Source organism: Winogradskyella pacifica (genome assembly GCF_013403915.1).
Classification (GTDB): domain Bacteria; phylum Bacteroidota; class Bacteroidia; order Flavobacteriales; family Flavobacteriaceae; genus Winogradskyella; species Winogradskyella pacifica.
This window is the reverse complement of the sequence record NZ_JABFDI010000001.1, coordinates 69,772-86,224: the sequence shown is the minus strand read 5'-3', so window position 1 is coordinate 86,224 and position 16,453 is coordinate 69,772. Positions and strand designations below refer to the sequence as shown.

Sequence of the window (16,453 nt, the reverse complement as noted above, 5' to 3'; positions counted from 1 at the left end):
ATAGACAGCTTCGTGATCTGAATTATAATTACCTAATAATAAAAGACTTATAGATTTTGAATAAAGAAATCTAAATCCGTTTCTTCTGAGAGTTGAAGTTTTTTTCTTAGGCGATAACGACTGGTGTTTAAGGACGCTAAGGTGATATTTTGAAGGGTAGCAATACTTCGACTTTCAATTTTTAATCGAATTAACGAGCACAGTCTAATCTCGTTTTTGCTTAAATTTGGATAGCGCTTTGTTAATTTACTGTAAAACGCATCGCTCAGTTTATCTAAGCGTTCAAAAAATTCTTGCGTATCGCTATCAACGCTTATTTTATTTGAAATGGCTAAATCGAGTTCATTAATTAATTCCGGACGCGCTTCAGAATTTGCTTCTTTTATAACTTCTAATTGGTCGGCGAGCGACTTAGCCCAATCCTGATCTTGCGTGAGTTTAATGGCAAAATCAGACAAGTCGCGTTCTTTAGATTTAATCTCGGAATTAAGCTGTTCTACCTTTAAGGCAGAGTTTTCAAGTAGTTGTTCGGCTAATAGCTGTTTGTTCTTAGCATTTATAAGGTGCTGCCGTCTACTAATAATTAGTGAAACTAAGACAATTATAAAAATCGAAGACAAAAGTCCTATAAACCAAAGTTTAGCACGTTGGTTTTTAATCATGTTTTCCTTTTGAATCCGGTCGATTTTAAAATTTAATTCAATTTTATCTATCGTAATATCATTCAATTCCTCTTGCCATTTTTTATCAGCATGATTCAATATCGTTTGAAGACTGTCCGAAATATGTTCAATTTGCTTTACAGTTGTATATGCCGCTGGAATATTAGTTTTAGCACGTAAGAGTACTTCTTTAGCTCTTAAAAATTCTAATTTAGAACTAGAGCTTAGATTATTCTTGCTTTCTTGAAGCTTTACGATGTTGTCTAAGAAATTCAAAGTGCGCTGTGCTGCCTCTAGTTTGTTTAAATGTGTATTGGTCATCACCAATTGCGATCCGGCACTAATTAACCGTGGAATGTCATTTTCTAACGTTTCTTCGTTAATGGCTGTTTTAAAAAAATCAAAATTTTGCTGATATAAGGCCTGGGCTTTTTCATAATCCTCTTGGTCGGTATAAATATCAGCAATATTATCGCGTATACTTCCATTTAAAGTGTGCTTAGGGAATTTAGACGTTGTAAGTGCATAAGCACGTTTAAAGAAATACATGGCAGAATCAAGGTCTTTCTTGTGCCAATAAAAAAAGAGGCCATAATTATTTATGGACGATGGATGGTAAATATAATTCAGGTTCTTAGAAAACGATATATTCACTTTGTGCTGAATTGCGGCGCTATCTAATAAACCTAGCTTAGCATAATTTTCAGCAAGTATACTTCGAGCATAACTACGCATCTCCATAAATTTGTTGCGTTCTGTTAGGCTTAGTTCAGTTTCATGAGCTTCATAATACCTAAAAAAGTCAAGATATGATTTTATAGATTCTTTTGGAAAACCCACTTCTCTAAACCAATTTCCAGAATGCAAATAACTGTCTAAAACGAATTTGGCATGCCCTTCAATATGATTTAAGAGATCTAAACGTTTAAAATGAAGTGATAAATAGCGTTGCATTTCAGCATCAGAAAACGAGACGCGTCGATACGTTTTTATATCATTTTCAGGAAACACAGATGCCATGGAATCACTAATCTGTTCGTACTGTTTAAAATAGGTATCACTAGTAAGCGTGGTAGTTTGTGACCACAATGGAAAAATTACTACGGCGAAAAAAAACAAGAATGACGTATAATACTTAAGCATTAATTATCAATAAGTTAGACAGGTCTAAATATACTTATTTTTTAAGGACCTATGACAGATACTTTTTCAAAGCGAATCCTTAAAATAAATCCCCCATGCGCACACTCGGGTCATAAGCGTATCTTAAGCGGGTCATAAGCGGGTGATAAGCGGGTTCGCTATTGAAAATTCTTACATCATTATATAATGTATCGGTTTAAGCTACAATTTACCGTTCAACATACACTAGGCTTCTTTTCGCAATACAGCTAAAGGAGAACTACTTAATACCGATCGTATATTACTTAAACCAATAGCCATTACTAACACTGTTATACCTGGTAAAATCACTAAAAAAGGAATCATTGACGGAGCAAAAGGTTCATTAAATACTAATAATGCCAAACAAAGACTACTAATTAAGGCTAATAGAATACCGACTAAACTACCTAACAATCCTAAAAACAAGTATTCTAAAGCTGAAATTTTTAGAATCTGTGCATTTTTAGCACCAAGGGTTCGCAACAAAACGCTCTCTTTTATACGCTGGTACTTGCTCGTTCGAACAGAACCAATTAATACAATAATACCGGTGATAATACTGAAGAACGCCATAAAATTAATAACCCAAGACACTTTATCTAGAATATCTTCTACGATAGTATAAACCTGACGTAAATCTATAATGGACACATTAGGGAATTCGGCCACTAAATCGCGTTGTAATGCCGCAGAACTAGCTTCATCAGCTGCATTTGTAGAAATAACACGAAATTGTGGTGCTTGCTCAAGTGCTCCAACAGGAAATACAAAATTAAAATTAGGCTGTAATTGTCTCCAGTCTACTTTCCGTATACTACCCACTGTAGTTTCCATAAGGACACCTTGCACATTAAACGTAATGTTATCACCAATATCTATACCGTCTTCCACAAGATTATCTGCTATAGAAACTAGTATAGGTGCATTAGGAGTGGTGTGCGATGTCCATTCACCTTCCAAGAGTTCTTCAGAATCTATCATGGCATCGCGATACGTGCTTCTAAATTCATGATTTAATATCCAATTCCGCATTTGTTTGGTAGAGTCTTGGCGTAAGTCATTTGCTAAGCGACCTTTTATTTTATGAATACGCATCGTCACAATCGGAATGCTATTTACAACAGGTAAATCTTTCGCTTTAATACGCGCTTCAACAGTGTCTTGCTGGTCTGATTGCACATCTAAAATGATAATATTAGCACTACTAGAGCTCTGCCCTACTTCGGTTTTTGCTAATAGAATATCTTTAGTAAAATACAAAGTGCTAATTAAACAGGTTCCCAAACCAATAGCAACGACTAAAACAACGGTTTGGTTATTGGGTCTGAATAAATTGAGTAAACTTTGGCGTGCTGCAAAACCCCATCGTTTTGGGAAATAAGTTTTAATCCCCTTAATAAATAGCAAGGCAACCCCTGTTAACACTGCAAAAGCAATTAAAGTCGCTAGCATAAACCCTAAAGCATACAGCGCATCGCCTAATAACCAAAATGAAAACAAGAATAGAAAAATTAAAACTGCGGCAATCACTGCCACACGAACTTTAAAGGGTTCTTGAGCTCCTTTTTCATCCACGCGCAAGACTTCTAATGGCGAGACATACCACGTTCTAAGTAAGGGTAATAGGGCAAATAAAACGGACATAAATAATCCAAGAAAAACACCAATAAGAATGGGTTGTGCAGAAATTGAAATTTCAACCGAAAATGGTAAAAAGTCTTTTAATAAATAGGGAAACAATTCTTGGATACCAATACCAATTAGTGCTCCAATTAATCCACCAACGATACCAATACCAGCGATTTGAATTAAGAAAATCAAGAAGCTTTGCATGCGTGAGGCTCCCATGCATTTTAAAACGGCGATAGCACTTAATTTCTCTTTAATGTAAATATGAACAGAGCTCGCAATTCCAATACATCCTAATAATAAGGCAATAAAAGCGGCTAGATTTAGGAATTTACCAACGTTATCATAGCGTTTTCCTAAACGTTCACTAGTACTTGTATGCGTGTCTAAATCTGCTTCTTCCTTTTTTAACTGGGGATCTATAATTTTTTCAAACGCTTCTAAGTTAAAAGTTTCAGCCGTTTTATAGAAAAACTGATATTCTTTACGACTCCCAAACTGTATGAGGCCTGTCGCTTCCATTAAAGCATAAGGCATAATAATCGGAGGAGCCACAGATGTTGAAATGGCTGTGCTGCCAGGAATCGCTTTTAAAGATCCTAAAATAGGTAGTGTTATGGCTCCGACTTTTATTGAATCACCCGGTTTTACATCAAATTGAAGCATTAAAGTGGCATCAACTAACGCTCCACCTAAGTCCTGATAAGTATCTGCAGCAGAGCTTGGTTCTGTGTCAATGCTTCCATAAAAAGGAAAGGCGCCATCTAAACCACGCACCTTAACCAATTTAGTGCCTCCATTCTTAGGAAAAGCTATCATCGATACAAAGTTGATTTCTTTAGCATTAGGCTGCAAAGAATCGATAATGGCTTGTGCACGTTCCGTTGGTTCTTGCCGAGTATCTATCGTATAATCTGCACCCATTAAGGCTTTCGATTGAAGCTTTATATTGTCTTTCAGATTATTACTAAATAATTGAATGGATACGACTGCAGCGATACCCAATATAATGGATGCCATAAATAACAATAATCGTACACGGCTCGCTTTAGCATCTCTCCATGCCATTTTAAATAACCAGGTGGTATTTTTACTCATCTATAAATGGATTATTACTGTACCGCTGTACGTTCGTTGGTTAAAATTTTACCACCTTTAAGTCGTAATATTTGTTGCGTTCGGTTGGCTAAATCCAAATCGTGTGTAATAATCACTAAAGTGGTTCCGGCTTCTTTATTTAAATCAAATAATAATTGAATTACTTTTTCGCCAGTTTCCTCGTCTAAATTTCCTGTTGGTTCGTCAGCAAATAAAATGGAAGGCGCATTAGCAAAGGCTCTCGCTAAAGCCACACGTTGCTGTTCTCCACCAGACAGTTGTGATGGATAATGATGTACACGATCTGCTAAACCTACCTTTTCTAATAAAGCCAAACTATTTTCAACAGCATCCTTAGAACCTTGTAACTCTAAAGGAACACTCACATTTTCAAGCGCTGTAAGTGTTGGTAATAATTGAAAATTCTGAAATATAAAGCCCACATTCTTATTTCGCAATTGAGCGCGTTGGTCTTCATTTAGGGTATTTAAGTCTTGTCCACAAAGTTCTATTGTACCAGAATTGGGTTGGTCTAAACCAGCACACAATCCTAATAAGGTCGTTTTTCCGCTTCCTGAGGGGCCAACAATAGAAAAAGTTTGTCCTTCCTCTACGTTGAATGAAATGTTTTGTAAGACTGTTAATTGTTTGTTACCGCTAGAATATGTCTTTTCTAGGCCATTAATCTTTAATATATTTGGCATACTAATTTTAATTTATAAGACCATTTATGTCGAAGGCTCAAAATACTCATTTGCTTTTAAATTTGCCAATCTCAACAGCTTCTAAACTCTTAAAGTTTTGTTATTTTATAACAGCCTTTTTATTGGTTTCTTGCGGTGATAATAAAACAGAGAAAACGACAGAAACCCTGTCTGAAATACAAACAGAAGAAATAGTCGCGACAGATTCTAATACCAAAACCATTTTGTGCTTTGGAGATAGTATCACTGCTGGTTATGGACTAGATGATACTAATGATGCATTTCCGAGTGTTTTACAACAGAAAATAGATGGGTTAGACTTAAATTATACAGTTATTAACTCAGGATTAAGTGGAGAAACCACAGCTGGTGGTAAAGGACGAATCGATTGGATTTTAAATCAAAACATCGATATCTTTTTATTAGAATTAGGTGCTAATGATGGTTTGCGAGGTGTACCACTTTCAGAAACAAGAGCAAATCTACAAGATATTATAGATAGTGTAAAAAAGAAAAGTCCAGACACCACAATTATCCTTGCGGGCATGCAGTTGCCACCCAATATGGGACAAGATTACACGACGGGATTCAAACAAATTTTTTCAGATTTAGCAGAAAAAAATGACTTAGAATTTGTTCCTTTTATATTGAAAGATGTTGGAGGTATTAAAGCCCTCAACCAGAATGATGGAATTCATCCAACGGTTGAAGGTCATAAAATAGTAGCTAATACAGTTTGGGAGGTTTTAGGTCCTTTAGTTAAATCTTAGATAATACTAACGCGTACTTTCTTTTTCTTTAGTCGTGTATTGTTTAAGTTGTCAACTAAATCATCGGCAATGCTAACAGGCACGGCAACAAAAGCACAGTCTTGTTTCAATTCTATAACACCAAGCTGATCTTTAGAGATGTTCCCTTGTTTAAAGAATAGACCCGCAATATCACCTTTAGAGATTTTATCTTTTCGACCACCAGAAATAAATAAGGTCGTCCAAAATGGAGGTTTTATTTCTTTGGCAGCATTAACTCGGATGTTTTGAGATTTCCCTACAAAATCAGGAAACACTTCGCGCTCTCCTTTTATTAAATACGCTGTTCCTTTAGAATTTACTCTGGCCGTTCTACCATTTCGATGTGTGTATTCTTGAACAGCTTCGGGCATTTCATAATGAATAATATAATTCATCTCTGGAATATCAATACCACGTGCGGCTAAATCACTTGCAACAAGTACAGATACACTTCCGTTTCGTAATTTTATTAATGCACGTTCGCGATCATGCTGCTCCATACCACTGTAAAAACAAGTGTGTGCAATATTCTTTTTCTCTAAAAAACGACTTAAATCTTCAAGGCGTTCTTTTTTATTACAAAATACAATCCCAGGATCACTACCAACATGATGTAATAAATCGACTAAAGTATTGTGTTTATTAGCTGAAGGTGAAATGACGGTTTTAATTTCGAGCTTAGAACTTGGCCTTTCAGATAAAAAGTTTAAGGTCTTGGCTCCGTCCATTTTTAAATACTTAGGAATCGATGCTCCTTCTGTCGCAGAAGTTAAAATACGCTTATTTACATTAGCCAAATAACTCATTATATTTTTCATTTCCCCACCTGCTCCTACTTCAATTGAAATATCAAACTCATCAATAACTAAGGTTTTGATGAATTTGGTGGTAAAACGAGCTTGTTCAAAATGATCTGCCAAACGTCCTGGTGTTCCAATTAAAATGGCAGGTGTATGTTTTAATTCTATTTTATCTTTTGAAATAGCACGACCTCCATAAATAGCATTGGCTTTATAACCCGACCCCATATTACGAACAACCGTTTCAATTTGAATGGCTAATTCTCTAGAAGGTACGATAATTAAGGCTTGTACTTCTTCACATTCTGGATCTAAGGTTTCTAAGAGCGGTAATAAAAAGGCTAATGTTTTTCCTGTTCCTGTTGGTGATAATAATATTGTTTTATCGTTAGCTTCAATTGCTGCTAAAGCGGACTCTTGCATTGCATTAAGCGCGTAAATGTTTAATTTCTCAAGAATATCTTGTTGTGCTTTAATATTATTCGCCATAACTATTTTTTCTTTTTCTTAGGTTTAGAATCCTCTGATTTCTGGACCCCTAAAGTTGTTTGTGCCAATTGATTCGCTAATACTTTCTCAATTAACTCTTCTTTTGTTAAATGATGAAATACGGTTCTGACGTCTTTTCTTAACTGCTCAGAAATGGTGCGATTTGGTTTGGTCTTAAATATTTTCTTAGCCCATAATAAGGCTTTGTTTTCTTCAATACTTTGCGCATCTGCTTTTTTGTATTCCTTAAATGAAATACCTAATTCATCTTCAAAATCAGCAATATCAATAACTTCTTCTTGCTGTAAAATAGTTAACGCTAGCCCCTTTGCTCCTGCTCTAGCTGTTCTACCACTTCTATGTACGTAAGCATCGTAAGTGTCTGGTAAGTGATAATTAATCACATATTCCACATCTTTAATATCTAATCCACGAGACGCTAAATCTGTGGCTACTAAAATATCAATATGGCCTTCTCTAAATTGTCCCATAATACGATCGCGAATACCTTGCGATAAACTACCGTGAATGGCACCAGAAGAGAATTTATTAATCGCTAAATTTTTAGCTAATTTATTGACAGCAGCTTTCGTTTTACAGAAAATAATACCACGTTGTCCTGCTTTAGAGTTTAAGAAATGCAATAAAACATCTAATTTCTCTATAGGCTCAACCACCACAAACTGATGATCTATACCTTGATGCCCAACAGTTGCCATATCGGCTTCTATATGCACCACATGTTTAGACATGTAATTTTGAACCAGTTGTTTTATGGTGCCTGGCATCGTCGCTGTAAACAATAACGTACGTCTCTTTTTCGGAATTTCTTTTATAATAGCATCGAGTCCGTCTTTTAGAGCACTAACCATTTCATCGGCTTCATCTAAAATGAAATAAGAAATCTTAGAGATGTCAACGGCATTTCGTTTTACTAAATCTGCTAAACGACCTGGCGTTGCTACAACGATATGAGTATTACTTTGTAAACGTTCGATTTGTGGTTTTATAGGCACTCCTCCACAGACTGTAGCTATAGAGATTTCAGGTATATACTTTGCAAACGATTCTAAGTTAGCACTAATTTGCTGACCTAATTCTCTTGTTGGAGCTAAAATTACAGCTTGAATATTAGAATCATCTACATTGATGAGTTGTATTAATGGAAGTCCGAATGCCGCAGTTTTACCAGTTCCTGTTTTGGCTAAAGCAACCACATCATCAGTTTGTTGCAATACCACAGGAATTGTTTTTTCTTGAATATCGGTTGGAACTGAAATTTGTAAATCAGCTAAACCATTTTGTAGCTGTTCATTAATTCCTAAATCGGAAAAACGTTTGGACATAAAAAAATATTTTTGCAAAGGTAAGAATACCGTTCTTGGTATTAGAATAAAAAAAGACGTTACAAAATTAAAGTTGAATTAACAAAAATAGCCTGTAAGCACTATAAAGCCTCAACAATTCTCATTCAAAGTCTAAAATGAGAAGCGTTCTGTAAATTATGTAACAAAAAAACCATCAATTAAGATGGTTATGTAGAATATAATTGGTTCGTAATTATTTTACAACACGAACATTAGTAGCTATCAAACCCTTTTTACCTTTTTCGATATTAAAAGTAACTTTATTTTTCTCTCTTATTTTACCTACAACATTAGTAGTATGAACAAAGATCTCTTCTTTAGAATCGTCGAGCGTTATAAATCCAAATCCTTTTTTTGCATTAAAAAACTTAACGACACCTTCTTTTGTCTCGCTTTCTTTGTTAAGATTAAATAATTTATTTATGAAATTTCTAATCATCGTTCTGTCTTAAATTTTTATTTATAGATTTCAAAAGCAATATCATATTATTATAATCACTTTCATTAATTAATTGCAAAAATAGTATAAATAATAGATTTAGTAAGAAAGTCTTAATATATAGTTGTTTTCTTCTAATTTTTCATTTTAATGAATGTTTGAATTTATATCTTTACAAGCTCAATAATTAGCCTCACATTACTTGGAACAAATAAAAGCATACTTAGATCAAATAGCAGCAATATCGCAAGCAGATTGGGACTTTTTTACGTCCAAATTGCAACGCCATGTGATAAAGAAGAAGGCTGTTTTTTTACAGGTAAATGAGATTGAGAATCATATTTCTTTTATTGAGTCTGGTGTCGTCCGTTTATTTATTCCTAAGGACAATCCAAATAAAGAAATCACCTTTGGCTTCAGTTTTAAAGATCAATTTGTTAGTGCTTATGATTCGTTCTTAACACAAACACCTTCGGCATATCAATTACAAGCGCTTACGGAGACAACGTTATTACGCATGACCTATTCTGATTTACAAGAGGTTTATAAAAATACACAAATCGGAAATTTAGTTGGACGATTAACAGCAGAGCGTCTTTTTTTGTTAAAATCTAGTCGCGAACAAAACTTATTGAATCTAACTGCTGAAGAACGGTATTTAAAACTATTTAAGGAACGTCCAGAGCTACTTAAAATAATTCCTCTTAAATATATCAGTTCATACATTGGTGTCACTGCACAGGCCTTAAGTAGAATTAGAAAACGCGTTTAGTTATCTACCTTAAATTTAGTTGTTTAGCGTATTTATGACATAAAGAATATATATTTTATTGATTTAGATTCATTGTTTGGCACGTATTGTGTCGTTATCTTTGCAAAAAAACAACTATGATTATAATTCTTTTCGTTTTAATACTTTGGTATGGGGGTCTATTTTTTCAATCCTTCTTTTTGCATCGTTATGCAGCACACCAAGTTTTTACAATGTCTAAAACCATGGAACGTATAACCTTTATTTTAACTTGGGTTTTTCAAGGTTCTAGTTATTTAAGTGCTTATGGTTATGGTATAATGCACAGAATGCACCATGCCTACACTGATACAGAAAAAGATCCGCACTCTCCTTCATATGATTCTAATGTATTTGCAATGATGTGGAAGACAAAAACCATCTATCAAGATATTAATAAACAACGTATTGAAGTAGATGAGCGCTTTACAAAAAATGTACCACAGTGGAAGGCATTTGATAGTTTTGCTAGTTCTCGTTTTTCTCGATTACTATGGATTTCATTGTATATTTTATTCTTTGCCTTTTTTGCGACGGCTTGGTGGCAATGGTTATTATTGCCTATTACCTTTTTAATGGCACCAATACATGGAGTTATTATCAACTGGTTTGGTCACATTTATGGTTATGTGAATTTTAAAATGAAGAATACAAGTAAAAATTTATTCCGATTTGATTTCTTAATGATGGGTGAAGGCTATCATAACAATCATCATAAATATGCAAGTAGAGCTAATTTTGGTGTAAAATGGTATGAAATAGATCTAACTTACGTCATCATAAAAATATTAGATGCTGTTGGACTAATTCAATTAAAACCCATTAGAATTAAAGATTAGTTAACTCTAATCATAAATTAATACTATAAAAAAAGCCCATCATAACTGATGGGCTTTTTTATTAAACTTTGAAGTATATGTATTAGATAACTTTTACGTTTACTGCGTTTAATCCTTTTTTACCGTCTTCAAGATCAAATTCAACTTCATCGCCTTCACGAATTTCGTCAATTAATCCAGAAATGTGTACAAAATGATCTTTGTCAACTCCTTCTTCAGTGATAAATCCAAATCCTTTGGCATCATTGAAAAACTTTACTGTTCCTTTACTCATTGTAATGTAATTTAATTTATATAACTTATTAAAGAACAAAGATGATGCCATTTTTTAAACATACAATGTTTTATTGCATTTATTTTAATTATAATTCGTGCGGATCATATAGTTTAGATAATTAAGCCTATTCCAATAACTAACGTGAAGCGGTTTACTTACATCGGCTTGCTTATCCTTTTTGACTTCATAAGTCCAGTTAATTTTAATGAAAACGATCCCAAAACATGACATATCTCATAAGTTAATATCTTAGAAGCCTTAAATTTGTACTTTATTTTAACACCTTGTGTTCAACACTTATAGATCTATAAAAATGAATAAAAAAGCAACGAATAAGGCAATTTATATAACCACTACAGAGCCTAATAGTGGTAAATCTATAATCTCATTAGGCTTAATGCAATTATTACTTGGTAAAGCAGCAAAAGTTGGCTATTTCAGACCTATTATAGATGATTTTGTTGAAGGTAAAATTGACAACCATATCAATACAGTAACGACTTATTTTAATCTCGATTTAAAATTTGAAGATGCCTATGCTTTTACAAGAAGTGAGGTTATTAAAATGAAAAACGACGATAAAGATGATAAAATCATCAGCATCATAATAGATAAATACAAAGCTATTGAAGAGCGTTTCGATTTTGTGTTAGTTGAAGGTAGTAGTTTTGTTGGTGAAGGCGCCATCATAGAATTTGATATCAATATCTTAATCGCAAAAAATTTAGGTGTTCCTGCTATAATTCTTGCAAGCGGAGTTGGTAAAACGATGAATGATCTTGTGGGTAATATACATATGGCTTTCGATTCTTTTAGAGATAAAGGTGTTGAAGTTTTGGCCGTTATTGCTAATAAAGTAGAACCCTATAATCAGGCTTTTACGATCTCTGAATTAGAAAAGGAACTACCTGTAGGAGTGGTTGTTAATGCCATTCCGCTTAACCCTATTTTAGCCAATCCGTCCATAAAAGAAATTGTTGACGCGCTTGATGCTGAAGTTTTATTTGGTGAGGCTCATATCAATAATCAGGCTGGGAATTTCAGTGTTGGTGCTATGCAATTGCATAATTATTTAACGCATATTAAGGAGAACGGTTTAGTGATTACACCTGGTGATAGAGCCGATATTATTCTTGGCGCTTTACAAGCCAACATCTCTGAGAACTACCCTTCTATCTCTGGAATTGTACTTACAGGTGGCCTAAAACCCGAAGAGTCAATTATTAAACTTATTGAAGGGCTTTCGGATGTGGTGCCTATTTTATCAGCCAAAGGAGGAACATTTGCAGTCGCTAACCAAATCGGCACAATTAAATCACAAATCTATGCTGAAAACACAGAGAAGATTAGAACCTCTATTAAAGAATTTGAAGACCATGTAAAAGTCGATGAGCTCTTAGAACGTTTAATAACGTTTCAAACCAACGGCATTACTCCCCGTATGTTTCAGTATAACTTATTAAAGAGAGCACGAACTAACAAAAAACACATTGTGTTACCAGAAGGGATAGATGAGCGTATCCTAATGGCAACAAAACAACTTATAGAGTTAGGTGCTGTTGACATCACTTTACTAGGAAATAGAAAAGAAATTGAAGAAAAAATTATTACACACGATATTGGTTTAGATTTAAATCTTGTAAACGTTATAAACCCTATTGAATCTGATAAGTTTGAAGCATATGCAGAAACGCTATACGAGCTGAGAAAACACAAAAATGTAAATTTAGCTATGGCTAAAGATTTAATGGAAGATGTTTCTTATTTTGGGACTATGATGGTACACAATGGAGATGCAGATGGTATGGTTTCTGGAGCCATTCACACCACACAACACACCATTAGGCCTGCACTTCAATTTATTAAAACCAAACCAGAAACGTCTATCGTATCTTCTGTATTTTTTATGTGCTTAGAAGATCGTGTTTCGGTTTATGGAGATTGTGCTATTAATCCTAACCCAACTGCTGAGGAATTAGCTGAAATAGCAATCTCTTCTGCAACCACGAGTATAGGATTTGGTATTGAACCAAAAATAGCGATGCTCTCCTACTCTTCGGGTGCTTCTGGTGTTGGTGAAGATGTCGAAAAAGTAAGAAAAGCGACAGAAATAGTGAAACGTATGAGACCCGATTTAAAAATAGAAGGTCCTATTCAATATGACGCTGCTGTTGATATAAATGTCGGAAAATCAAAATTACCTAATTCTGAAGTTGCTGGTCAAGCCAACGTCTTTATTTTTCCAGATCTTAATACCGGAAACAACACTTATAAAGCCGTGCAACGCGAAACTAAAGCACTAGCTATCGGACCAATAATACAAGGATTAAACAAGCCTGTTAATGATTTAAGTCGTGGTTGTACAACAGACGATATTTTTAATACCGTAATCGTAACGGTTATTCAAGCACAAGGCATTTAAAAACATGGAATTAGTATGAATATTTTAATAATCAATTCAGGGAGCTCATCTATAAAATTTCAATTGATTCAAATGCCTTCCGAAACATTACTATGTACCGGATTGGTAGAACGAATCGGTCAAAAAGATGCCATACTTAATTATAAAACAGATCTTGTTGATATTAAGCAAATAGAACAGATAGAAAATCACTCTGACGGTTTACAAAAAGTGGTAGATTTATTATTAAATGCTGAAAAAGGGGTGATAAAAAACACCAACGAGATTGAAATTATTGGGCATCGTGTGGTACATGGTGGGAATTCATTTTCGAATACCACATTGATTACAGATGCTGTAAAACAAGATATTAAAAAGTTTGGCTCGTTAGCGCCTTTACATAACCCTAATAATCTTGAAGGGATTGTTGTCGCCGAGCAACTTTTTCCGGATGCTAAACAAGCTGCCATTTTTGATACGGCTTTCTTTCAAACCTTACCAGAAAAAGCAAAACGATATGCTATTCCTAAAGCGCTTTTTACCGAAGCGCAAATTCAAGTCTATGGTTTTCATGGTACAAGTCATAAATATGTCACAGAAAAAGCACTTGACTATTTACAACTAAAAACGTCTAAAATAATCACCATTCATTTGGGTAATGGTTGCAGTATGACTGCCGTTGTAGATGGAAAAAGTATAGATCATAGTTTAGGGTTTACACCTTCTAACGGTTTAATTATGGGGACCAGAAGTGGAGATATCGATCATGCGATTGTGTTTTACTTGGTGAATAGCTTGGGGTACGATTTAGATAAAGTAAATACACTATTAACCAAGGAAAGTGGCATGCTCGGTCTAACAGGTTACAATGACTTAAGAGATATTGAAGCACAAGCTGCTAATGGCAATGAGGATTGTAAATTAGCTTTAATAATGAATGCCTATAGAATTAAAAAATATATTGGCTCATATACTGCAGCTATGAATGGTTTAGATGCTATTGTATTTACAGCAGGTATTGGCGAAAACTCTAGTCTTATTAGAGGATTAGTCTGTGAGGACATGGATTATTTCGGAATTAATTTAGATGCCAATAAAAACGACATTAGATCTAAAGCTATCAGAGAAATAAACACTAAAACTTCTAAAACCAAAATTATGGTTATCCCAACGAATGAAGAATTAGAAATTGCAAAACAAGCTTTTGAATTGATGAACTGATATTTAAAGAAGATTTCAGCTACATCTTCCGTTGTTTAAAATCAGCTTCAACTTGTTCCATAACCCATTTTGTGATTTTACTAGCAAAAACACCTCTAAAAACACTAACAATTGGTCGTAATATCCAACTGCTAATTCGTCCATTAAGTTCTGCTTTTAAAATGGCTTTAATTCTTTTCTTAATTGGTTTTTCAAGCTTTTTAAAAGCTTTAGAATCAAACTTTGGGAAGTCTTCCACTTCATAACTTGTGGGATTGGTATCTCCTTCAATCTTGCTAATATCTGGAATAATAGGCATATACACTTTTTCGCTTCCATCATCTTGTTTTACAAGCCGTCTAAATTCAGCTATGGCAGCATCATTTACACCATAAAACAAATTATCAGGATCATTTTGGTCACATTCTAAAAAGAGAATTCCTCTTAGGAAATTCCGAGCGTTATCTCTACCTAAGAAAAAATCATGCTGTCTAAATTTAATATCAATAAAGCCTCCAAAACCTTCTAAAGCTCCTGTAGCTAAAGGAGGGTGATCTCTAACTTCCATTTTTCCGGGCTTCAATTTTCTAGGAAATGACATCAATTTAAATAGACCAACACCATAAGTATCTGTTTGTTTATTGCGTGCTTGGTTGAGAATGGTTGGTACAAGAGCACCAAGTATGCCCACAATGCTAGATATCTTATAATTAATTTTATCTGTTTTGATAGTATCGAAAAAACTTGGAAAAGGATCAATAAGTACTGTTCCAAACTTTGGGTTTTCTATATTTGGTGCACCATGTGTATTGATGAGATGTCTTAAAACTTCATCAAATGGTTCATTATTTATTGTACCTCCGTCTATAGCTGTAAATTGAAAATTAGGAGTCTCCTCTTCATCAATTAAAACATCCATATCCTCTAGGAGTGATTTGCGAACTTTAAGACTATTGTTTAAGTATTCAGTAGCAAATTCATCATTAAAATAACGCGGCTTTAAACCTATAGGAAAGGCACCTGTCGCTTTTGTGACTTTGATTAAAAAATTTCTAGAATCTAGATTGTGTGGAAGAAATGGTAAATAGTGTGCTTTGTCAGTTTTACTATCGTAATTCAGTTTAAAATGTGCAACCACATCATGACTACTAACACGATGAGACGGGGTTTCATCTAAGAATTTCGATTTAATTCTACTTAATTTTACCTTATAATCTAAAGGTCTTAGACTTGTAAGTGTAATTAACAATCTTAAATCTTTAGAAATAAAGCTCGGTAATTTATGCAAACCAGCATCTTTTGGTAATTCATCAAAAACACGCTCTGCAATTGCATCTATAGGAGTAGAATTTAAAAGTGAAGGAGCTCCATGGTCTGTATCAATATCTGAAGTATCGAGCATTTTTTCGAATGTAGCTTTAGCTCTACTCTTTTTATTGTTTGAGGTTAAGTCATCATCTAAAAACACCCAACTATCATATAGATAATTACCCGTTTTTACATTCGAAACTTTTTTAACAGGTTTCCAATTTCCAGCATAAAGCGCAAGTGTAGAAATCATTCCTACCATTCCTCCTGCTGAAGCACCACCAATCGCATCAATAACAACCCTATGGTTTGGAATATTACTCTTAGGATTATTCGCCTGTTCTTGTTTGGCTATTTCCCATTCAGAAAGAGCTTCTAGCAAATAATCCATAAACCCAGCAGTATAAGCACCCGCAGATACTGCGCCTGCTAAAGAAAGACCTAAGTGAAACGTCTGTTTACTCATTATATCTATATTTCGTATGACTAAAAATA

Annotated in this window: 13 protein-coding genes; 5 read left to right on the top strand and 8 right to left on the bottom strand. The window is 34.3% G+C overall.

Annotation, left to right across the window (positions count from 1 at the left end; genetic code table 11):
* Positions 1-47: 47 nt before the first annotated feature.
* The 3 genes from HM984_RS00330 to HM984_RS00320 all read right to left on the bottom strand — a co-directional run bounded on the left by HM984_RS00330 (position 48) and on the right by HM984_RS00320 (position 5,257).
* Complete coding sequence (locus tag HM984_RS00330) at positions 48-1,751, bottom strand: transcriptional regulator (protein ID WP_179347658.1); 1,704 nt, start codon at positions 1,749-1,751, stop codon at positions 48-50.
* A 279-nt stretch (positions 1,752-2,030) separates the two neighbouring features.
* Positions 2,031-4,523 carry an ABC transporter permease gene (locus HM984_RS00325; protein ID WP_179347887.1) on the bottom strand — a complete coding sequence of 831 codons (2,493 nt, stop codon included), beginning with the start codon at positions 4,521-4,523 and terminating at the stop codon, positions 2,031-2,033.
* A gap of 44 nt (positions 4,524-4,567) precedes the next feature.
* Complete coding sequence (locus HM984_RS00320) at positions 4,568-5,257, bottom strand: ABC transporter ATP-binding protein (protein ID WP_179347657.1); 690 nt, start codon at positions 5,255-5,257, stop codon at positions 4,568-4,570.
* Positions 5,258-5,283: 26 nt separating this feature from the next.
* On the opposite strand from HM984_RS00320, the gene HM984_RS00315 reads away from it, so the two are divergent.
* A complete protein-coding gene (locus HM984_RS00315; RefSeq protein ID WP_179347656.1) occupies positions 5,284-6,027 on the top strand; it encodes an arylesterase in 744 nt (247 codons plus the stop codon).
* Here the strand turns inward: HM984_RS00315 and HM984_RS00310 are convergent.
* The 3 genes from HM984_RS00310 to HM984_RS00300 all read right to left on the bottom strand — a co-directional run bounded on the left by HM984_RS00310 (position 6,024) and on the right by HM984_RS00300 (position 9,143).
* Entirely contained in the window at positions 6,024-7,337 is a 1,314-nt protein-coding gene (locus HM984_RS00310; RefSeq protein WP_179347655.1) for a DEAD/DEAH box helicase, read from the bottom strand. The two genes, HM984_RS00315 and HM984_RS00310, sit on opposite strands and share 4 nt — an antisense overlap.
* Before the next feature lie 2 nt (positions 7,338-7,339).
* Entirely contained in the window at positions 7,340-8,683 is a 1,344-nt protein-coding gene (locus HM984_RS00305; protein ID WP_115808908.1) for a DEAD/DEAH box helicase, read from the bottom strand.
* A gap of 214 nt (positions 8,684-8,897) precedes the next feature.
* Complete coding sequence (locus HM984_RS00300; RefSeq protein ID WP_115808909.1) at positions 8,898-9,143, bottom strand: cold-shock protein; 246 nt, start codon at positions 9,141-9,143, stop codon at positions 8,898-8,900.
* Between the two features lie 202 nt (positions 9,144-9,345).
* On the opposite strand from HM984_RS00300, the gene HM984_RS00295 reads away from it, so the two are divergent.
* Together HM984_RS00295 and HM984_RS00290 are read left to right on the top strand one after the other, a co-directional pair.
* Complete coding sequence (locus HM984_RS00295) at positions 9,346-9,915, top strand: Crp/Fnr family transcriptional regulator (protein WP_179347654.1); 570 nt, start codon at positions 9,346-9,348, stop codon at positions 9,913-9,915.
* Between the two features lie 116 nt (positions 9,916-10,031).
* A complete protein-coding gene (locus tag HM984_RS00290) occupies positions 10,032-10,772 on the top strand; it encodes an acyl-CoA desaturase (protein ID WP_115808910.1) in 741 nt (246 codons plus the stop codon).
* 82 nt (positions 10,773-10,854) lie between these two features.
* Here HM984_RS00290 and HM984_RS00285 read toward each other — a convergent pair whose 3' ends face one another.
* On the bottom strand, positions 10,855-11,046 hold the full coding sequence (locus HM984_RS00285) for a cold-shock protein (protein WP_020897234.1): 192 nt from the start codon (positions 11,044-11,046) through the stop codon (positions 10,855-10,857).
* 316 nt (positions 11,047-11,362) lie between these two features.
* Here HM984_RS00285 and pta point away from each other — a divergent pair, with 316 nt between their 5' ends.
* Positions 11,363-13,471, top strand: coding sequence for a phosphate acetyltransferase (pta, locus tag HM984_RS00280; protein ID WP_179347653.1), 2,109 nt, complete (start codon positions 11,363-11,365; stop codon positions 13,469-13,471).
* Between the two features lie 15 nt (positions 13,472-13,486).
* Entirely contained in the window at positions 13,487-14,671 is a 1,185-nt protein-coding gene (locus HM984_RS00275) for an acetate/propionate family kinase (RefSeq protein WP_179347652.1), read from the top strand.
* Between the two features lie 19 nt (positions 14,672-14,690).
* Here HM984_RS00275 and HM984_RS00270 read toward each other — a convergent pair whose 3' ends face one another.
* Positions 14,691-16,424 (bottom strand): patatin-like phospholipase family protein, encoded by a 1,734-nt coding sequence (locus tag HM984_RS00270; RefSeq protein WP_179347651.1) that lies wholly within the window; start codon positions 16,422-16,424, stop codon positions 14,691-14,693.
* Positions 16,425-16,453: the final 29 nt, after the last annotated feature.